An 18,090-nucleotide genomic window follows, 5' to 3' on the forward strand; every position below is an offset into this window, starting at 1 on the left:
CCCTACTTCCCTACTTCCCTACTTCCCTACTTCCCTACTTCCCTACTCCCCTACTCCCCTACTCCCTTACTAAGCTGCCAGATCGCGCAGCACGTATTGCAGGATGCCGCCGTTCTTGAAGTAGTCGAGCTCATCCAGCGTATCGATGCGGCAGATGATCGGCACGTTCTTCACCGTGCCGTCGCCATAGGTGATTTTGGCGATCATCGTCTGGCGCGGCTTGATGGTGCTCAGCCCGTCGATCTCGACCAGCTCGTCTCCCTTGAGGTTGAGCGATGCCCATGAGGTGCCTTCCTCGAAGACGAAGGGGATGACGCCCATGCCGACCAGGTTCGAGCGATGGATGCGCTCGAAAGACTGGGCGATGACCGCGCGGACACCGAGCAGATTGGTTCCCTTGGCCGCCCAGTCGCGCGACGAGCCGTTGCCGTATTCGACGCCGGCGAAGACGACCAGCGGCACGCCTTCCCTTTTGTACTCCATCGCCGCGTCGTAGATCGATTCCTCTTCCTTCGACGGGTAGTGAATGGTGTAGCCGCCCTCGCGGCCGTTCTCGCCCAGCATGTGGTTGCGGATGCGGATGTTGGCGAAGGTGCCGCGCATCATCACCTCGTGATTGCCGCGCCGTGTGCCGTACTGGTTGAAGTCGGCGACACCGACGCCGTGGTCGGTGAGATATTTTCCGGCCGGCGACGCTGCCTTGATCGATCCGGCCGGCGAGATGTGATCGGTGGTGATCTTGTCGCCGAACAGGCCGAGCACGCGGGCGCCCTTGATGTCGCCGATCTTGCCGAAACCTGATGTCATGCCGGCGAAATAGGGCGGGTTCTGCACATAGGTCGAGTTGTCGTCCCAGGCATAGGTCTGGCCTTCCGGCGCCTTGACGTTCTGCCAGTACTCGTCGCCCTTGAAGACGTCGGCATATTTGCGGGCGAACAGCTCGCGGGTGACGTTCTTCTCGATGAACTCCTGGATTTCGGCCGAGCTCGGCCAGATGTCCTTGAGGTAGACCGGCTCGCCGTTCTTGTCCTCGCCGAGCGGCTCTGTCGTGAGGTCCTTGGTGACAGTTCCGGCCAGCGCGTGCGCGACGACCAGCGGCGGCGAGGCCAGATAGTTGGCCTGCACGTCAGGCGAGACACGGCCTTCGAAGTTGCGATTGCCTGACAGGACCGCGGCGGCGATCAGGCCCTTGTCGTTGATGGTTTTGGAGATCGGCGCCGGCAGCGGGCCGGAATTGCCGATACAGGTGGTGCAGCCGAAGCCGACCAGGTTGAAGCCGATCTGGTCGAGCTCCTTCTGCAGGCCGGATTTCTCCAGATATTCGGCGACCACCTGGCTGCCGGGAGCCAGCGAGGTCTTCACCCACGGCTTCTGCTTCAAACCGAGCCGGTTGGCATTGCGGGCCAAAAGACCGGCGCCGATCAGCACGCTCGGGTTCGAGGTGTTGGTGCAGGAGGTGATGGCGGCAATGACGACATCGCCGTGACCGAGATCATGGTCGGTGCCTTCGACGGCATAGCGCTTGGAGATTTCGGCCGCCTTCTTGTATTCGGTCTCCATCGCCTTGGCGAAGCCTTCCGGAATGCCTTCCAGGGCGACGCGGCCTTCAGGCCGCTTGGGGCCGGCCATCGACGGCACGACGGAACCAAGTTCGAGCTCGAGCAGATCAGTGAAGACAGGGTCGGCCGAGCCGGTTTCACGCCACAGGCCCTGCGCCTTGGCGTAGGCCTCGACCAGCGCGATGCGGTCCTCGCTGCGGCCGGACATTGTGAGATAGCGGATGGTTTCCGAGTCGACTGGGAAGAAACCGCAGGTGGCGCCATATTCGGGGGCCATGTTGCCGATGGTGGCGCGGTCGGCCAGCGTCATGTTGGAGAGGCCCGGGCCGAAGAACTCGACGAACTTGCCGACGACCCCCTTCTTGCGCAGCATCTGGGTGACGGTGAGCACGAGGTCGGTGGCGGTGACGCCCTCTTTCAGCTTGCCGGTGAGACGGAAGCCGATGACTTCCGGCAGCAGCATGGAGACCGGCTGGCCGAGCATGGCCGCCTCGGCCTCGATGCCGCCGACGCCCCAGCCGAGCACGCCCAGGCCGTTGATCATGGTGGTGTGCGAATCGGTGCCGACGCAGGTGTCGGGATAGGCTGTGGTTTCGCCGTCCTCGGTGTTGGTCCACACCACCTGGCCGAGATATTCGAGGTTGACCTGATGGCAGATGCCGGTGCCGGGCGGCACGACGCGGAAGTTGCGGAACGCCTGCTGGCCCCATTTCAGGAATTTGTAGCGCTCTTCGTTGCGCTCATATTCCAGCTCGACATTGCGGGCGAAGGCCATCGGCGTGCCGAATTCGTCGACGATGACGGAATGGTCGATGACGAGGTCGACCGGCACCAGCGGGTTGATCTTCTGCGGATCGCCCCCGAGCGAAGCCATGGCGTCGCGCATTGCGGCAAGGTCGACCACGGCCGGAACGCCGGTGAAATCCTGCATCAGCACGCGGGCCGGGCGATAGGCGATCTCGACGCCGGCGGTGCCCTTATCGGTCAGCCAGCCGGCCACCGCCTGGATCGATTCCTTGGTGACGGAGCGGCCGTCTTCGTTGCGCAGCAGGTTTTCCAGCAGCACCTTCATCGAATAGGGCAGTTGCGAGATGCCGGTAAGGCCGTTCTTTTCGGCCTCGATGAGATCGAAATAGGCATATTCAGCGCCGCCTGCGGTCAGCGTGCGGCGGCAATTGAAACTGTCGAGAGATTTTGACACGTGCGATCCTTGTCTGTTCAGCCTGAAAGGGAACGGACGCCGATGGCATGCAATCACGCGCAAAGGTGCGGGTACGGCCATTTCCGCTGTCCGTTCCCAAGCAACCCGAGCCGTTCAAGGCGGCGCGTGCGCTGGTTCGGCGCTAATTCTGTTCCCGTGCCGACCGCTGGCACGGATGCACCGCATATAGAGAATTTTCTGGAATAGTTCTAGACAGTTGGAAAGCAATTTTGTGCGATGCGGCAGCGGCCGCGACACATGGTTTCAGGGCAGGCGAGGAATGCGGCTGATCGCCGAAAATCTGGGCGGCGAGCGAGGCGGCGACGCGGTGTTTTCTGGCATCGGCTTTGCCTTGGAGGAGTGTCAGGCGCTTATCGTCACCGGGCCGAACGGATCGGGCAAGTCGACCTTGCTGCGGATCATCGCCGGGCTGCTGCCGGCGGCGGAAGGCAGCGTGAGGATTGAGGGCGTCATGAAGGTTGAAGACGGGGGCGAAGCGTTTCCGTCTGTCGCCTCGGCCTGTCACTATCTCGGCCACCAGAACGCAATGAAGCCGGCGCTCAGCGTGGCGGAGAATTTGCGCCTTTGGCGAGACTTCCATGGCGACGGACAGCTCGGCGTCGAAGAGGCGCTGGAAACGGTCGGGCTCGGCGGCATCGGCCACCTGCCGTTCGGCTATCTATCGACCGGGCAGCGGCGCCGCGCGGCGATCGCCAGGCTTTTGGTCAGCCACCGGCCATTGTGGCTGCTGGACGAGCCGACGGCGGGGCTGGACAAGGCGGCGGAGGCGCGGTTTGCGGGGTTGATGGCGAGGCATTGCGCGGATGGCGGGATGATTGTCGCGGCGACGCATCTGCCGCTCGGGATCGAGGGGATCGAGTTGAGGATGGGGGAAGCCGGTTGATGGTGTCTGGGCGAAAGCATCTCAAACCATGCTAGCGCTCTTCCTGCGCGACATCCGCCTCAACATTCGTGCCGGCGGCGGAGCGCTGACCGGGGTCATCTTCTTCCTCGCCGTCATCGTCACCATCCCGTTCGGGGTCGGGCCGGACCTGAAGCTGCTGGCCCGCATCGGACCGGCCATCCTGTGGATCGGCGCGCTTTTGTCCTGCCTGCTCGGGCTCGACCGGTTGTTCCAGGCCGATCGCGAGGACGGTTCGCTCGATCTCCTGGTGCTCGGCAACGATCGCCACATGCTGGCCTTGACGGTGCTGGTGAAATGCCTGGCGCATTGGGCGGGCAGCGTGCTGCCGCTGGTCATTGCGGCTCCCTTGCTCGGCCTGTTCATGAACATGGAGCCGCTCGGCATCGGCGCCACGGCGCTGACGCTGCTGGTCGGCACGCCGGCCATCACGTTCATCGGCGCCGCCGGTGCGGCGGTGGCGGTGGCGCTGCCGCGTGGCGGGCTGCTGATCTCGGTGCTGGTGCTGCCACTGACCATCCCGGTGCTGATCTTCGGCGTTTCGGCAAGCTATGGGGCGACCGCCAATCCCGACCCGTTTCTGCAGCCCTTCCTCATTCTTGCCGCGCTGACCCTGTTTCTTGGCGTGCTGGGTCCTGTCTCGGCGGCGCTGGCGCTGCGCCATGGCACGGATTGACGCAGCGTATGACTGCGGCTCGGCGACCGATTGCGAAGCCGACGGAGCGAGGCTAAGGAAAAGCATGTCTAGACTGGGCGACATGATCGGCTTGGAAGGCCCCACTTCAGCGGGACCTGCCGCATGAGTGCGCATGCACTCTACGTGACCGCCGCCTATGGCATCACTGCCGTGGTGCTGGCCGGATTGATCGGCTGGATCCTGCTCGACCAGCGGGCGCGCAAGCGTGAGCTTGCCGAACTGGAGGCGTCCGGCGTGAGGCGTCGCTCCGACAAGGTCGCCAAGCCATGAGCACCGAAACGGAAACGCCGCCGCCCAGTCGTCGCCTGTTCGTGCTTCTGCCGCTGCTGATCTTCCTCGGCCTGGCCGGACTGTTCCTGTCGCAGCTGCTGTCGGGGCGCGATGCTTCGGAAGTGCCGTCGGCCCTGATCGGTCTGCCTGCGCCGCAAACCAGCCTGCCGGCGCTGGAGGGCTCAAACCTGCCGGGGCTCGATTCGAAAACCTTCGCCGGCAAGGTCACATTGGTCAACGTCTTCGCGTCGTGGTGCGCGCCATGCCGCGAAGAGCACCCGGTGCTTCTGGCGTTGTCGCAGGATAAGCGTTTCACCATGGCAGCGCTGAACTACAAGGACCGGCCCGAAAACGCACGCCGGTTCCTCGGCGATCTCGGCAATCCGTTCCAGGCGATAGGGGTCGACGAAGCGGGCCGCGCGGCGATCGACTGGGGCGTCTACGGCGTGCCGGAAACTTTCGTCATCGGCAAGGACGGCAAGATCGCCTACAAACATGTCGGCCCGCTGACGCCCGAGACGGTGCAGGCGTTGCTGTTGCCGCAGATCGACAAGGCACTGGCGGCGCGTTGATATTCAGGTGATGCCGGCCTGCAAACAGCGGCTTCCTGCGCGTCCGGTGCTCGCGTACCAAAAGTACGCTCCGCTCCGGTTCTCGGAAACCACCGTTTTCGACTCGGCCTGACCTGAATCTCAACGCACCTTGGCGGCGCGTCTTATCGGGCTTGAGATCAGCCGTAGATCTGCTTGTGGATCTGGTAGAGCATTTCCGAGCGGTCGGCGCGCATGTCGGCCAGATCGCGGCTGGAAAAGCTGTCGATTTCGGCGACAAGGCGGTTGTAGTGCTTGCGCTTGGCAATGCTGTTGCGAGCGCGGGTCATGAGACTGTCGAGGATCATAGCAAGGTTCCTTTTTGGCGCCGCATTTCGGCGGCGGTTTCTTCCTCCCTTGATCGATACGAAGCATGACATAGTAATGGTGCATTGCAAAAAGAAGATGTTGCAATGCACCATTGCGCTGGACGCATAGCCGGTTAATGCGGCGCTAACGTCATGCGCAGAGCCGGCAAGCGATCTTTTGTGGGACACTGTGCGTACCCACATTGCCTTCTGTCCCTCCGGCTGGCTTGATCCCTGTCATTGATGCCGGGAGGAAAGCATGGCGGCCGCAGACTATTATGAAATTCTCGATCCGCGCTTCGCGCGCCTGTTCAACGGCAACGCGCAGGTCGAGAAGCTATTCACCGGATGCCAGTGGGCGGAGGGGCCGGCCTGGTTCGCCGCCGGCCGCTATGTCGTCTGGTCCGACATCCCCAACAATCGCATGCTGCGTTATGACGAGACCGACGGCAATGTCAGCGTCTTCCGGCAGCCGTCCGGCAACTCGAACGGCAACACCGTCGACCGGCAGGGCCGGCTGATCACCTGCGAGCATTCGGGCCGCCGCGTCAGCCGCACCGAGTTCGACGGCTCGGTCACCACGATCGCGGCCAAATGGAAAGGCAAGCGGCTGAATTCGCCCAACGACGCGGTGGTGAAATCCGACGGTTCCATCTGGTTCACCGATCCAAGCTACGGCATCGATACGGATTATGAGGGCGACAGGGCTGAGAGCGAAATCGGCGCCTGCCACGTCTACCGGGTCGATCCCGGCACCGGCGAGGTCGAAGCCGTCATCACCGACATGGTCAGGCCCAACGGCCTCGCCTTCTCGCTGGACGAGAGCAAGCTTTATGTCGTCGATACCGGCCGCACGCATGGCGCGCAGAATCCGGCGCATATGCGGGTGTTCAATGTCGGCAAGGGCGGCAAGAAAGTCTCCGGCGAAAAAGTCTTCGCCGACTGCACCGCCGGCCTGTTCGACGGCTTCAGGCTCGACGAGGACGGCCGTATCTGGACCAGTGCCGCCGATGGCATCCATTGCTACGATCCGGACGGCACGCTGATCGGCAAGGTCAAGGTGCCGGAAGTCACCGCCAATTGCGTGTTCGGCGGCAACAAGCTGAATTGCCTCTACATCGCCGGCACCACGTCGCTCTACATGGTGCGGCTGATGGTCAACGGCGCCAAGACATACTGAGAGTTGAACACTGGCGACCGTTCGACGGTTTCATCGAAGCGGGTCGTGAGCACGAACATCCCCGGGAGGACAAGAAATGCCATTCGTCAACATCCGCATCGTCAAGGAAGTGATCGCCGCCGATCCGGCGGGCAAGAAGGCGGATATCGCCAAGAAGGTCACCGCGGCCATCATGGACGCCACCGGGCTGAGTAACGACGATGTCTGGGTGGTTTTTGAAGAGGTCAACGCCCGCGATTGGTACGTGGGGAAGACCGATGTGGAGACGCTGCGAAAGGGGTAGTGCGCGATCTTTCCTTCTCCCCTTGTGGGAGGTGGATCGGCGCGCAGCGCCGAGACGGTTGAGGGGTGGGTGACGGATTGCCGTCGGTGCCAAGCTGGAACACCCTCATCCGACCTCGCTTCGCGAGGCCACCACCCTGGGGCGAGCCACGGGTCTCGCCCCGTCCTTCAGACCCCACAAGGGGAGAAGGAAGAGAGGCCGCCGCTCAACGCGAGCGGATAAACTCCGCGAAGGCATTCAGTGCATCATGCATCGCCTGCCGGTTCGCCGGCGCCGCCAGGATGCCCGCCACCTCCGGCGGCTTCCTGCCGAGCAGGGCGATCTCCAGCACATCGTCGTAAAGCGCGAACGACATGGTGCGCATGATCTCGGCCAATGCGGCGCGGGCGAACAGCGAGCGCGGCGAGGCGTGTACCAGCATGGCGGGCTTGGCGACGGCGGCATCGCGCGAGACCAGCCAGTCGAGCGCGTTCTTCAGCCCGCCCGGCACGCCATGGGCATATTCCGGACAGGAGACGATCAGGCCGTCGGCTCGACTGACGGCATGGATCAGCTTGGAGGCTTCGAGCGGCGTCCGCTCGCCTTCATCGTCGGGATTGAAGATCGGCAAACGGCCAAGCCCGTCATGGACGGTGACGCGGCAGCCGGACGGCGCTTCGCGCGCCAGTGCGGCGATCAGCGCCGAATTTGTGGAGGCCGCGCGCAGGCTGCCGGAAATGGCAAGGATGTTCAGCAAGGTATGGAATCGGTCCAGACGCGAATCGCGTCCGCAAAAACTACCACATCGTCTTCTTGTATTCCTCGTCGAGCCAGCGGTCGGTCGCCTCGGCGGAATCGGCAACCGCCAGCTGATCGCGCATGATCTGGCCGAGCGTCGGCAGCGTCGCGCGGTCGTACCAGGTTTCCGGCTTCCACAAATCCGAGCGCATGAAGGCTTTTGCGCAGTGCATGTAGGCCGCCTTGACGCTGACCACGACAACGCTTTGCGGCTCCCTGCCGTCGACGGCGAGCCGTTCGCGCAAATTTGCGTCGACGGTGATGCGGGCATCGCCGTTGACGCGCAGCGTCTCGTTCATGCCGGGGATGAGGAAGAGCAGCCCGACCGAGGGATTGACGAGGATGTTTTCCAGCGTGTCGAGCCGGTTGTTGCCGGGCCGGTCGGGAATGGCGATGGTGGTGTCGTCCAGAACGGTGGCAAAGCCCGGTTTGTCGCCCTTCGGCGTCACGTCGGCATTGCCGGCACCGTCGGACGAGCCAATCAGCACGAATGGGCTCTTGCCGATGAAGGAGCGGCAATGGCCGTCAAGTTTTTTCAGCTCCTTGCGGATAGAACCGTCGGTCGGCCGTGGCGTCTTGTAGATCGTCCTCAACTGGTCGCGCGTGGTGACGAATTCCATGGCCCTTTCCCCTTATTTGCAGGCTCTATTTCCCGGCCTTCTCTTCTTTGCCGGTCTTGTCGTCCAGCGAATGGCGCAGGATCAGCGGCATCTGGCTGAAGGTGAACAGAAGCGTGATCGGCATGATGCCCCAGACCTTGAAAGTAACCCAGGCGTCGGTGGAAAAATTGCGCCACACCACCTCATTGACGATGGCCAGGAACAGGAAGAACAGGCCCCAGCGGAAGGTCAGCTTGCGCCAGCCTTCAGCGTCGAGGCTGAAGGCTGAATCGAAGACATAGCCAAGCAGCGACTTGCCGAAGTACAGGCCGCCGAGCAGCACCCCGCCGAACAGCGTGTTGACGATGGTGGGCTTCATCTTGATGAAGATGTCGTCCTGCAGATAGAGCGTCAGCGCGCCGAAAATGAAGACGACGACGCCCGACACCATCGGCATGATCGGCAAGGTGCGGGTGAGCAGCCACGAGGCGATCAGCGCGATTGCCGTGGCGGCCATGAACAGGCCGGTGGCGACGAAGATCGGCCCGCCGAACTCGGCCAGAACAGGGAATTTCTGCACCAGCCATCCGCTGCGCGCATTGGCGAAGAAGAACACCATCAACGGACCCAGCTCCAGCACCAGCTTGAGCAGCGGATTGACGCCTTCCTTCTTCTGCTTCTGCGGGTCCGACGGATCGCGTTCGAGAATGGGTGGGTTCATGGAATCTCTTTCTTGCGCATGATCTGATCCAAAAAGTCTGCACCTTTTTGGGACATGCTTGTTAAGCTACTCCAGCGATCGCCCTGGCGAATTCGCTTGCCGAGAAAGGTTCGAGGTCGTCGACCTGTTCGCCGACGCCGATGAAATAGACCGGCAATTTGTGCTTTGCCGCGATCGCCACCAGAATACCGCCGCGCGCCGTGCCGTCCAGCTTGGTCATCACCAGGCCGTTGACGCCGGCGATATTGCGGAAGATCTCGACCTGGTTGAGCGCGTTCTGGCCGGTGGTGGCGTCGACCGTCTGCAGCACGGTGTGCGGCGCTTCCGGATCGAGCTTGCCGAGCACGCGGACGATCTTTTCGAGCTCGGCCATCAGTTCGGTCTTGTTCTGCAGACGGCCGGCGGTGTCGATGATCAGCACGTCGGAGCCGGCCTCTTTCGCCCGCTCGAACGCATCATAGGCAAGGCCGGCGGCATCGGCGCCGAGCTTGGAGGCGATGACCGGCGATTTCGTCCGCTCGCCCCAGATCTTCAGCTGCTCGATGGCTGCCGCGCGGAACGTGTCGCCGGCGGCGAGCATGACCGACAGGCCACCATCGGTCAGCTTGGCGGCGAGCTTGCCGATGGTGGTGGTCTTGCCGGTGCCGTTGACGCCAACCACCAAGATGACATGCGGCTTGTGCGAGAGGTCGAGCTCCAGCGGCATGGCGACATGGGTCAGCACTTTTTCCACCTCGGCCGCCATGATGGCGCGGACCTCGGTGTCGGAAACGTCCTTGCCGTAGCGGCTGGCGGCCAGCGCGTCGGTAACGCGCAAGGCCGTCTCCATGCCGAGATCGGCGCGGATCAGCACATCCTCCAGGTCCTGCAAAGTCTCTTCATCCAGCTTGCGCTTGGTGAAGACGCCGGCAATGTTGCCGGTCAGTTCCTTGGACGAGCGGGCAAGCCCGTCCTTCATGCGCTGGAACCAGGAGCGCCTCGGTGCCGGCTCCGGCGCCTTTTGCGGCTCGGCCTTCTGCTCGACCTTCTTGGTGACGGTCACCTTGCCGGGGGCGGCTTTCGGCTCCGGCGCGGGTGGTGGAAGAGGCTGCGGCTCGGGCGCAATTTCCGCAATGACCGGCTGCGATTCGATCGGCGCAGGCTGGCGAATGGGAGGTGCGATTTCGGCGGCGGGTGCTTCGGGCGTCGGCGCCGAAACTTCTTCCTTCTCCCCGTCGCTATACGGGGAGAAGGTGCCGGCAGGCGGATGAGGGGCGGCGCTGGCCTTTGAAGACGGCTGAAGAGGGGACGGCGCCGGTGTGGGCACCTCGATCGGGGCTGGTGTTTCTGCCGGAACCTCGGCCGGCGTCGGCACTTCGACTGGTGCCGGCTCCGGCCGCTTTTCCGGGCGTGACGGGACGATCTCCGGTTCGGCCGGCGCCGGCGCTGGGACTTCTTGCGGCTGCCGTTCGGGCGTGGGTTCGGGAGTCGCAGGGGTGAGCGGAACTTCCTCGGGCGCCGGCGGCTCTGGAGTCTCTGGCGCGGGCGCCGGTTCTTCTTTCGGCGCGGGCTCCGGCAGAGGTTCCGGCTCGGAGGGAACAGTCGGCTCCGGTGCTGGCGGGATGGTCGGCTCCGGCGCGGGCACCGGTTCCTCGACAGGCGCCGGTTCCGGCGCAGGAATTACCTCCGGCTCGACCGTCGGCGTCGTTTCTGCCTCGGGCCGAGGCTCGTCGCGCTTCAAGAACTCCGGGACGACCTGTTCGGCCGCCGGCTTCAGCGCATCGAGTGCTTCCCATTTGATCGGCGGTAGCGGGGCGGTCTCGTCGATCCGTTCCTCGACCACCTCTTTCTTGCCGAACGAAAATATCTTCTTGAAAAAACCAGCCATGCTTTGCGTTTCTCAGGCGGCGCGGGCGGCAAGCGGCGCCGCGATCAGCCTGGTACCATCGTGGCCCGATATATTGGCCTCGACGATCTCACCCGGTGCGCCCGTGCCGAGTGCGGCAAGCGTAAAACCCTCGGTGCGGCCAAGGCCGTCTCGCTCGATCAGGATCGACTGACGCGTACCGGTGAGCAACGACAGATGCCTGACATAGGCAACTTCACCGGCGGCGCGCAGCCGGGCGGCGCGCTGCTTGACCACCTCGCGGCGGAGCTGCGGCATGCGCGCGGCAGGCGTGCCTTCGCGTGGGCTGAAGGGGAAAACGTGGAGATGGGTCAGGCCACACTCCTCGACAATTTTCTCCGAGTTCTCGAACATTTCGTCGGTCTCGGTCGGGAAGCCGGCGATGATGTCGGCGCCAAAGACGATACCGGGGCGCAGCTTGCGCACATCCTCGCAGAAGCGGATCGACTGATCGCGCAGATGCCTTCGCTTCATCCGCTTCAGGATCATGTCGTCGCCCGACTGCAGCGAAAGATGCAGATGCGGCATCAACCGGGGCTCGGTGGCGATGGCGTCGAGCAAATCGTCGTCGGCCTCGATCGAATCGATCGACGACAGCCGCAGGCGCTTCACATCGGGCACCTGTTTCAGGATGGTCTTCACCAGTTTGCCGAGCTTCGGCGCGCCCGGCAGGTCGGCGCCGAATGAAGTCATGTCGACGCCGGTCAGAACGATCTCGGCATAGCCGTTGCCGGCGAGCCGCTTGACCTGCTCGACCACGGCGCCCATCGGCACCGAGCGCGAATTGCCGCGGCCGTAGGGAATGATGCAGAAGGTGCAGCGGTGGTCGCAGCCGTTCTGCACCTGGACGAAGGCGCGTGCGCGGCCCTCGATGGCGTCGACCATGTGACCTGCGGTCTCGCGTACGGAAAAAATGTCGTTGACGCGCGCCTTCTCGGTGTCGTTGACGCCGAAATCCGGCAGCGCGCGGTAGGAATTCGCGTTCAGCTTCTCTTCATTGCCAAGCACGAGATCGACCTCGTCCATGGCGGCGAATTTTTCAGGCTCGGTCTGCGCGGCGCAGCCGGTGACGATGATGCGCGCCTGCGGGTTGTCGCGGCGCGCCTTGCGGATCGCCTGCTTGGCCTGGCGCACTGCTTCGCCTGTCACGGCGCAGGTGTTGAAGATCACGGCGCCACCTTCCAACGCGCCGAGGCCCGCACTTTCAGCCTCGCGCCGCATCACCTGCGATTCATAGGTGTTGAGCCGGCAGCCGAAGGTGACGACATCGATCCCCGGGGACACCGGGCTCTTGGGCAGAGCGGACATCAGGCCGCGCTTTCAGTGTCGCGGGCCCATGTCCCGATCGACGGGTCGAAGTTGCCGGAAAATTCCCATTCGGCGGCGCCGGTCAGGACCACGTGGTCATCGTCGCGCCATTCGACATGCAGCGTGCCGCCGCCTGGCGTCAACAGACTGACGCTGCGGCCGGTCCGGTTGGTGCGGGCCGCGGCCACCACGGCCGCGCAGGAGGCCGAGCCGCAGGCCTTGGTCAGGCCGGCGCCGCGTTCCCAGGTGCGGATGATCATGGTTTCGGGCGAAGTAACCTGAGCGATGGTTATGTTGGCGCGCTCGGGGAACATCGGGTGGTTCTCGAGCAGCGGACCGAAGCGGTCGAGCTCGTAGGACCAGACGTCGTTGTCGACCCAGAAGATCGCGTGCGGGTTGCCCATCGAAACGACCGAGGGTGAATGCAGCACGGGGGCGTCGATCGGGCCGATCTGCAGCTCGATCATGCGGGTGTCGCGGAATTCCTCGGCCAGCGGGATATCCTGCCAGCCGAAGCGCGGCGTGCCCATGTCGACCGAGATCGAACCGTCGGCGTGTTCGCGCGCATTGAGGATGCCCGCCACGGTCTCGAAGGTGAAGATCTTCTGGCCGGTCTCGGCGGCGAGCGCCTGGACGACGCAGCGCATGCCATTGCCGCAGGCCTGCGCACCGGTTCCATCGGAATTCAGGATGTCGATGAAAAAGGCGGTGCCAGACGTCCTGGCGTCATGGATCGCCATGATCTGGTCGAAGCTGGTCGCGGCATCGGCGTTCAGCGCAACCGCCGCCGCCGCCGTCACCCGATCGGCACGGCCACGCATATCGGCAACGATGATCTCGTTGCCGATGCCGTTCATCTTGGCGAAAGGGGCAGTGCTGGCCATTGCTCCGAAAAATTCCGTGTCCGTTTGGCGCTATATGGCGGAAACGGGCAGGAATTACCAGTGCGCAGCCGCTTGGTCTCGGCGAAAGCGCCGGACTTACGTGACGGCGAAAATGCCCAGCACCACCAGCAGGAAGATGATCAGAACGATGCCGATAAGGATACGCGCACCGGTGGCCGCGGCACCTGCCAGTGCCGGCATGCCGAGCAAGCTCGCCGCCGCGGCGACGATCAGGAGAATGATAATCCATTTGAGCATGACAATGCCTCGCAAACCGGCAGATATTTCAACCACATGAAAACGCGGTTGCAGCGCTGGGGTTCCGTCGAACCGATGCGGATCAGGGCGCTATGTGCTCCGGCACATCCCAGACCTCGCCCGGCCGCAAGGCGCGAAAGCGCTCGCGTGGGATGCCTTGATCGTCAAGCGCCTCGGTCAATTTGCGCGCCGGCTCGTCGATCGGCTCGTCGGTGAGCTGGAAGGTGCCCCAGTGACAGCCGGCGGCATGGGCGGCGTTGCACAGCGTCATGCCTTGCACGGCTTCCCAGGGATTCTGGTGCTGCGGCGCCATGAACCAGCGCGGCTCATAGGCGCCGATCGGCAGGATGGCGAAGCGGAAACCGCCATGTTTCTCGGCCATCCGCCGGTAGTTGATGCCATCGTGGAAGCCGGTATCGCCGGCGAAATAGAGCTTGCCGTCAGGCGTTTCGACGACAAAGCCGGCCCAGAGCGCCATGCGCCGGTCTCGGGCGCCACGCGCCGACCAGTGATGCACCGGCTCGACATGGACGGCGGCGCCATTGCCGATCTCGACGCTGTCGCCCCAGTCATGCGCCGACAGTCGCATGCCGGGCACGGCGGCTTCGATGATGGCGTCGTTGCCGAGCGGAGTGAGCACCAGCGGGTCGTGGCCGGCCTTCAGCCGTTTCAACGTGGCGAGGTCGAGATGGTCATAGTGGTTGTGGCTGACCAGCACGAGGTCGATCGGCGGCAGGTCGGCAAAGGCGATGCCTGGCGCATTGATGCGTTTTGGTCCGGCGAAGGAAAGCGGCGAGGCGCGCAACGACCATACCGGATCGGTAAGGATGTTCAGACCGGCCGTCTGGACCAGCAAGGTGGAATGACCAACCATGGTCACTTCCAGCGCGGCGCCCTCGACCCTTGTCGCCGGCTTTGCCTGCGGAAAGGGGCTTGCATCGCTCGCCGGCCATTTCGAGCGCTGGCCATTCAACTGCCATTTCAGCAGGTCGGCGAAACGGCCGGGTGGCTGGCCGTCCGGATTGAAGAACAATGCGCCGTCGAAATGGTCGCTGGGCGGGCCGCTATAATAGCGATTGGCGGCTGTCTTTCTCGCGGCCAATTTTGCGGCTCCGGCAGGTGTTTAGTTTTCCAGACATAGGCGCTAAGGCGGCTCGCGCAAGCGTCCAACCGTCGATGTCGGCGCTGCACTGCTTTGACCGGATCCCCAGGCGACGCGCGACAAGCGGTCAGCCGCCGCGATTGCGATAAATTTGCAACAATTCTTGCTGCAAACTGTATTTTAACCATATCGGGTTGAAATTTCGCCACCTCCTCCATCTTGGTGGGGGTGAGATTGTGCGGACGGCTTCCCCCCAGCCGGATCCGACGGAGGTTGGAATGACTTTTTCGAAAACCGGTCTGGTGGCCGTATCGCTGGCGGCGCTCGTTGCGAGCGGCTGTTCGACCTCGCGTTTCTCCTCGATGGATGACCAGCAGCCGGCACCGCTGGAGGCCGCGCCCGCCGGCAAGGTGACGGCGAACCAACTGCCGCCGCCGGCATCGCCCGGCACCACCGACCCGTCTCAATTCCCGACCGCTCCTGCGAACACGCAGGTCGCCGCGCTGCCTTCGGATGGTTCGGCGCCGGCCGGCGCTTCGGACGTGACTGCCGCCAGCGTCGCCGGTGTCTGGAACGCCAGCGTTGCGGGCCAGAGCTGCAAGGTGGCGACACCGCAGACCAAATTCGGCGCCGGCTTCCGCGCTGGGCCGCTGCATTGCCCGGCGCCGATGGACGGCGTCAAGTCGTGGAACGTCGCCGGCAAGCAGCTGACGCTCTATGACGAGAGTGGCGGTGCGCTGGCGCGGCTCTATTCCTCGGGCGGCTCGAAATTCGACGGCCAGACTTCCAACGGCCAGCCGATTTCGCTTACAAGGTAGGCTAATGCATGTCGCCCAAAAGTGGCCGCGGTTTTGGGAAAACAAAGATCTAAAGCGGGTCGTCTGAATCCGTTCAGACACGACCGCTTTAGTCCTCCGAATGCGTGTCGCGCAGAAGTGACCCCGATTTCGGGACAGCGACATGCATAAACAAATGACGTGACCGATGCATCTGCGTGACGGCCTCCAGACCCATGCGACCGTCAGGCAGCGCTACGAGCATCTGGTGGAAACCGGTACGATCGACCGCGATCCGGCGCAGGAACGGATCGTTGCGGCGCTCGACCTGCTGACCGATGAGATTTCGGCCAAGCGGCTGGCGCATAAGTCGAGCGCGCTGGGCTGGCTGTTCGCCCGCAAGCGCGAGACGCATGAGGCCGTCAAAGGCCTTTACATCCATGGCGGCGTCGGTCGCGGCAAGACCATGCTGATGGATATGTTCTTCGAGTTGCTGCCGGTGCGGCGCAAGCGCCGCGTCCACTTCAACGACTTCATGGCGGACGTGCAGGACCGTATCCAGAAGCACCGGCAGGCGCGCAAGAACGGCGACGTCAAGCAGGACGACCCGATCCCGCCGGTGGCCAAGGCCCTTGCCGAGCAAGCCTGGGTGCTGTGCTTCGACGAGTTCTCGGTCACCGACATCGCCGACGCGATGATCCTGTCCAGGTTGTTTTCGGCGCTGTTTGCCAGCGGTGTGGTGCTGGTCGCCACCTCGAATGTGGCGCCGGAAAACCTCTACAGCGACGGGCTGAACCGTCAGCTTTTCCTGCCCTTCATCGGCATACTGGAGCGGCACACACAGGTGCTGGCGCTCGATGCCGACAAGGACTACCGGCTGGAAAAGCTCGCCCGGACACCGGTCTATGTCACGCCGGCCGATGCGGCGGCGGACCAGCTACTCGACGAGGCCTGGCAAGCCATGACGCGCAACGCGCCGACCGCCGAGACATCGATTGCCCTCAAAGGGCGGCAGGTGATCGTGCCGCGTGCGGCAGGCGATGCGGCGCGGTTCTCCTTCGCCGATCTCTGCGAAAAGCCGCTTGGCGCGCGCGATTTCCTGGCGATCGCCGGGCGCTTCTCAACCATTTTCATCGACCACGTCCCGGTGCTCGGCGAAGGCAAGCGCAACGAGGCCAAACGCTTCATCCTTCTGATCGACACGCTCTACGACCATCATGTGCGGCTGGTGGTGAGCGCCGAAGCGCCGCCGCAAGCGCTTTATGCCGCCAAGCGCGGCGTGGAGGTCTTCGAGTTCGAGCGCACCGCATCGCGGCTGATCGAGATGCAAAGTCGCGACTGGCTGGAGGATTGGGCGGAGCGGCAGAAAGGGAAGCCGGCGCCAGAGGCACAGCAGGCGCAGGCCTGAATTTCCAGGGAATGCGTCGGTAGCGATCCTTTGCCCCCCTCTGTCATGCCAACGTCTACAACTCGAACCTCCTCGGCCACCCGCATCACAAGGGCGTCATTACCCGCATTCAGCCTTACCATTTCCATCTTCGTCGGTTATTTCCTCCCAAGTCGGCTTACAAACTTTGACGTTTACGTAAATCCCAAATGATCTAACCGATTGAAAACACTGACGCCAAAATAATCGTTTGAATTTTTTCCGTGCCGGGGCTATTGGGTGCGGCGAAAATTCGCGGTTCCCCGCAGCATTCCGGCCTCTTCTTCGACGCCGCCATCAAGTCACAGAGATTTGAGACGTCGTCACCGACAAAGGGAAAACATCCTCACATGGCACGCAACAAGATAGCGCTTATCGGCTCTGGCATGATCGGCGGCACGCTCGCTCACATGATTGGCCTCAAGGACCTCGGCGACGTGGTGCTGTTCGATATTGCCGAAGGTATCCCGCAGGGCAAGGGGCTCGATATCGCGCAGTCGTCGCCTGTCGATGGCTTCGACTCCAGGCTCACCGGCATCAACGACTATGCCGGCATCGAAGGCGCCGACGTCTGTATCGTCACCGCCGGCGTGCCGCGCAAGCCCGGCATGAGCCGCGACGACCTTCTGGGCATCAACCTTAAGGTCATGGAGCAGGTCGGCGCCGGGCTGAAGAAGTATGCGCCGAAGGCTTTCGTCATCTGCATCACAAACCCGCTCGACGCCATGGTGTGGGCGCTGCAGAAGTTCTCAGGCCTGCCCAACAGCCACGTCGTCGGCATGGCCGGCGTGCTCGACAGCGCGCGCTTCCGCTATTTCCTGGCCGAGGAATTCAAGGTCTCGGTCGAGGACGTCACCGCCTTCGTGCTCGGCGGCCACGGCGATTCCATGGTGCCGATGATCCGCTACTCGACGGTATCGGGCATTCCGCTGCCCGACCTCGTCAAGATGGGCTGGACCTCGAAGGAGAAGCTCGACCAGATCGTGCAGCGCACCCGCGACGGCGGCGCCGAGATCGTCGGCCTGCTCAAGACCGGTTCGGCCTACTACGCGCCGGCCGCTTCGGCGATCTCGATGGCAGAAGCCTATCTCAAGGACAAGAAGCGCGTGCTGCCCTGCGCGGCGTATCTCTCCGGCCAGTATGGCGTCAAGAATACCTATGTCGGCGTTCCCGTGGTGATCGGCGCCGGCGGCGTCGAGCGTATCATCGAGATCGAGCTCAACAAGAGCGAGCAGAAGATGTTCGACTCCTCCGTGGCGACGGTGCAGGGCCTGACCGAGGCCTGCGTCAAGATCGCGCCGCAACTCGCCTCCAAATGAATCTCCAGTAAGTGAACCCCCAGTC

At 63.5% G+C, this 18,090-nt stretch carries 19 protein-coding genes; 9 read left to right on the plus strand and 10 right to left on the minus strand.

Going from position 1 to position 18,090, the window contains the following annotated elements; translation table 11 throughout:
• Positions 1-69: 69 nt before the first annotated feature.
• Positions 70-2,760 carry an aconitate hydratase AcnA gene (acnA, locus tag M729_RS0125550; RefSeq protein ID WP_013528828.1) on the minus strand — a complete coding sequence of 897 codons (2,691 nt, stop codon included), beginning with the start codon at positions 2,758-2,760 and terminating at the stop codon, positions 70-72.
• A 280-nt stretch (positions 2,761-3,040) separates the two neighbouring features.
• On the opposite strand from acnA, the gene ccmA reads away from it, so the two are divergent.
• The 4 genes from ccmA to M729_RS0125570 all read left to right on the plus strand — a co-directional run bounded on the left by ccmA (position 3,041) and on the right by M729_RS0125570 (position 5,221).
• A complete protein-coding gene (gene ccmA, locus M729_RS0125555; protein WP_027163280.1) occupies positions 3,041-3,664 on the plus strand; it encodes a heme ABC exporter ATP-binding protein CcmA in 624 nt (207 codons plus the stop codon).
• A 28-nt stretch (positions 3,665-3,692) separates the two neighbouring features.
• Positions 3,693-4,358 (plus strand): heme exporter protein CcmB, encoded by a 666-nt coding sequence (gene ccmB / locus M729_RS0125560; protein WP_024504965.1) that lies wholly within the window; start codon positions 3,693-3,695, stop codon positions 4,356-4,358.
• Between the two features lie 123 nt (positions 4,359-4,481).
• Positions 4,482-4,649 carry a heme exporter protein CcmD gene (gene ccmD, locus M729_RS0125565; RefSeq protein WP_013528831.1) on the plus strand — a complete coding sequence of 56 codons (168 nt, stop codon included), beginning with the start codon at positions 4,482-4,484 and terminating at the stop codon, positions 4,647-4,649.
• On the plus strand, positions 4,646-5,221 hold the full coding sequence (locus M729_RS0125570) for a DsbE family thiol:disulfide interchange protein (RefSeq protein WP_013528832.1): 576 nt from the start codon (positions 4,646-4,648) through the stop codon (positions 5,219-5,221). The genes ccmD and M729_RS0125570 overlap by 4 nt, the downstream gene beginning before the upstream one ends.
• 158 nt (positions 5,222-5,379) lie before the next feature.
• Here the strand turns inward: M729_RS0125570 and M729_RS1000000137685 are convergent, their stop codons facing one another.
• Positions 5,380-5,547: a hypothetical protein gene (locus M729_RS1000000137685; protein WP_013528833.1), complete on the minus strand. Its 168-nt coding sequence runs from the start codon at positions 5,545-5,547 to the stop codon at positions 5,380-5,382.
• Positions 5,548-5,806: 259 nt separating this feature from the next.
• On the opposite strand from M729_RS1000000137685, the gene M729_RS0125580 reads away from it, so the two are divergent.
• Both M729_RS0125580 and M729_RS0125585 read left to right on the plus strand, forming a co-directional pair.
• On the plus strand, positions 5,807-6,727 hold the full coding sequence (locus M729_RS0125580) for an SMP-30/gluconolactonase/LRE family protein (RefSeq protein WP_013528834.1): 921 nt from the start codon (positions 5,807-5,809) through the stop codon (positions 6,725-6,727).
• 76 nt (positions 6,728-6,803) lie between these two features.
• The gene (locus tag M729_RS0125585) at positions 6,804-7,010 is read left to right on the plus strand and encodes a 4-oxalocrotonate tautomerase family protein (protein WP_013528835.1); all 207 of its coding nucleotides are present in this window, start codon (positions 6,804-6,806) and stop codon (positions 7,008-7,010) included.
• 205 nt (positions 7,011-7,215) lie between these two features.
• Here the strand turns inward: M729_RS0125585 and M729_RS0125590 are convergent, their stop codons facing one another.
• From M729_RS0125590 to M729_RS0125625, 8 genes are all read right to left on the minus strand, one after another.
• The gene (locus M729_RS0125590) at positions 7,216-7,746 is read right to left on the minus strand and encodes an NADPH-dependent FMN reductase (RefSeq protein WP_013528836.1); all 531 of its coding nucleotides are present in this window, start codon (positions 7,744-7,746) and stop codon (positions 7,216-7,218) included.
• A gap of 40 nt (positions 7,747-7,786) precedes the next feature.
• Positions 7,787-8,407 carry a pyridoxamine 5'-phosphate oxidase family protein gene (locus M729_RS0125595; protein ID WP_024504968.1) on the minus strand — a complete coding sequence of 207 codons (621 nt, stop codon included), beginning with the start codon at positions 8,405-8,407 and terminating at the stop codon, positions 7,787-7,789.
• A gap of 25 nt (positions 8,408-8,432) precedes the next feature.
• On the minus strand, positions 8,433-9,107 hold the full coding sequence (locus M729_RS0125600) for a septation protein A (protein WP_013528838.1): 675 nt from the start codon (positions 9,105-9,107) through the stop codon (positions 8,433-8,435).
• Between the two features lie 61 nt (positions 9,108-9,168).
• On the minus strand, positions 9,169-10,974 hold the full coding sequence (gene ftsY, locus M729_RS0125605) for a signal recognition particle-docking protein FtsY (RefSeq protein WP_027163281.1): 1,806 nt from the start codon (positions 10,972-10,974) through the stop codon (positions 9,169-9,171).
• 12 nt (positions 10,975-10,986) lie between these two features.
• Complete coding sequence (gene mtaB, locus M729_RS0125610) at positions 10,987-12,300, minus strand: tRNA (N(6)-L-threonylcarbamoyladenosine(37)-C(2))-methylthiotransferase MtaB (RefSeq protein WP_027163282.1); 1,314 nt, start codon at positions 12,298-12,300, stop codon at positions 10,987-10,989.
• The gene (gene dapF, locus M729_RS0125615) at positions 12,300-13,184 is read right to left on the minus strand and encodes a diaminopimelate epimerase (protein WP_013528841.1); all 885 of its coding nucleotides are present in this window, start codon (positions 13,182-13,184) and stop codon (positions 12,300-12,302) included. The genes mtaB and dapF overlap by 1 nt, the downstream gene beginning before the upstream one ends.
• A 96-nt stretch (positions 13,185-13,280) precedes the next feature.
• Entirely contained in the window at positions 13,281-13,442 is a 162-nt protein-coding gene (locus M729_RS1000000137690) for a DUF1328 family protein (RefSeq protein WP_013528842.1), read from the minus strand.
• An 82-nt stretch (positions 13,443-13,524) separates the two neighbouring features.
• Positions 13,525-14,544 (minus strand): MBL fold metallo-hydrolase, encoded by a 1,020-nt coding sequence (locus M729_RS0125625; protein WP_027163283.1) that lies wholly within the window; start codon positions 14,542-14,544, stop codon positions 13,525-13,527.
• A gap of 278 nt (positions 14,545-14,822) precedes the next feature.
• On the opposite strand from M729_RS0125625, the gene M729_RS0125630 reads away from it, so the two are divergent.
• From M729_RS0125630 to mdh, 3 genes are all read left to right on the plus strand, one after another.
• Positions 14,823-15,362 carry a protease inhibitor Inh/omp19 family protein gene (locus M729_RS0125630; RefSeq protein ID WP_013528844.1) on the plus strand — a complete coding sequence of 180 codons (540 nt, stop codon included), beginning with the start codon at positions 14,823-14,825 and terminating at the stop codon, positions 15,360-15,362.
• Positions 15,363-15,528: 166 nt separating this feature from the next.
• On the plus strand, positions 15,529-16,728 hold the full coding sequence (gene zapE / locus M729_RS0125635; RefSeq protein WP_027163284.1) for a cell division protein ZapE: 1,200 nt from the start codon (positions 15,529-15,531) through the stop codon (positions 16,726-16,728).
• Positions 16,729-17,096: 368 nt separating this feature from the next.
• Positions 17,097-18,065, plus strand: a complete 969-nt coding sequence (gene mdh / locus M729_RS0125640) for a malate dehydrogenase (RefSeq protein ID WP_027163285.1) — start codon at positions 17,097-17,099, stop codon at positions 18,063-18,065.
• The last annotated feature ends 25 nt before the right edge of the window (positions 18,066-18,090 follow it).

This window comes from Mesorhizobium sp. WSM1293 (assembly GCF_000513875.1).
Lineage (GTDB): Bacteria > Pseudomonadota > Alphaproteobacteria > Rhizobiales > Rhizobiaceae > Mesorhizobium > Mesorhizobium ciceri.

Bases quoted from the DNA above. Each gene is read 5' to 3' on its own strand.
- ccmA (WP_027163280.1), top strand. From the start codon at position 3,041: ATGCGGCTGATCGCCGAAAATCTGGGCGGCGAGCGAGGCGGCGACGCG.
- ccmB (WP_024504965.1), top strand. From the start codon at position 3,693: ATGCTAGCGCTCTTCCTGCGCGACATCCGCCTCAACATTCGTGCCGGC.
- mdh (WP_027163285.1), top strand. From the start codon at position 17,097: ATGGCACGCAACAAGATAGCGCTTATCGGCTCTGGCATGATCGGCGGC.
- M729_RS1000000137690 (WP_013528842.1), bottom strand. From the start codon at position 13,442: ATGCTCAAATGGATTATCATTCTCCTGATCGTCGCCGCGGCGGCGAGC.
- M729_RS0125595 (WP_024504968.1), bottom strand. From the start codon at position 8,407: ATGGAATTCGTCACCACGCGCGACCAGTTGAGGACGATCTACAAGACG.
- M729_RS0125630 (WP_013528844.1), top strand. From the start codon at position 14,823: ATGACTTTTTCGAAAACCGGTCTGGTGGCCGTATCGCTGGCGGCGCTC.
- M729_RS0125570 (WP_013528832.1), top strand. From the start codon at position 4,646: ATGAGCACCGAAACGGAAACGCCGCCGCCCAGTCGTCGCCTGTTCGTG.
- mtaB (WP_027163282.1), bottom strand. From the start codon at position 12,300: ATGTCCGCTCTGCCCAAGAGCCCGGTGTCCCCGGGGATCGATGTCGTC.
- M729_RS0125585 (WP_013528835.1), top strand. From the start codon at position 6,804: ATGCCATTCGTCAACATCCGCATCGTCAAGGAAGTGATCGCCGCCGAT.
- M729_RS0125580 (WP_013528834.1), top strand. From the start codon at position 5,807: ATGGCGGCCGCAGACTATTATGAAATTCTCGATCCGCGCTTCGCGCGC.
- M729_RS1000000137685 (WP_013528833.1), bottom strand. From the start codon at position 5,547: ATGATCCTCGACAGTCTCATGACCCGCGCTCGCAACAGCATTGCCAAG.
- M729_RS0125600 (WP_013528838.1), bottom strand. From the start codon at position 9,107: ATGAACCCACCCATTCTCGAACGCGATCCGTCGGACCCGCAGAAGCAG.
- dapF (WP_013528841.1), bottom strand. From the start codon at position 13,184: ATGGCCAGCACTGCCCCTTTCGCCAAGATGAACGGCATCGGCAACGAG.
- ccmD (WP_013528831.1), top strand. From the start codon at position 4,482: ATGAGTGCGCATGCACTCTACGTGACCGCCGCCTATGGCATCACTGCC.
- zapE (WP_027163284.1), top strand. From the start codon at position 15,529: ATGCATCTGCGTGACGGCCTCCAGACCCATGCGACCGTCAGGCAGCGC.
- ftsY (WP_027163281.1), bottom strand. From the start codon at position 10,974: ATGGCTGGTTTTTTCAAGAAGATATTTTCGTTCGGCAAGAAAGAGGTG.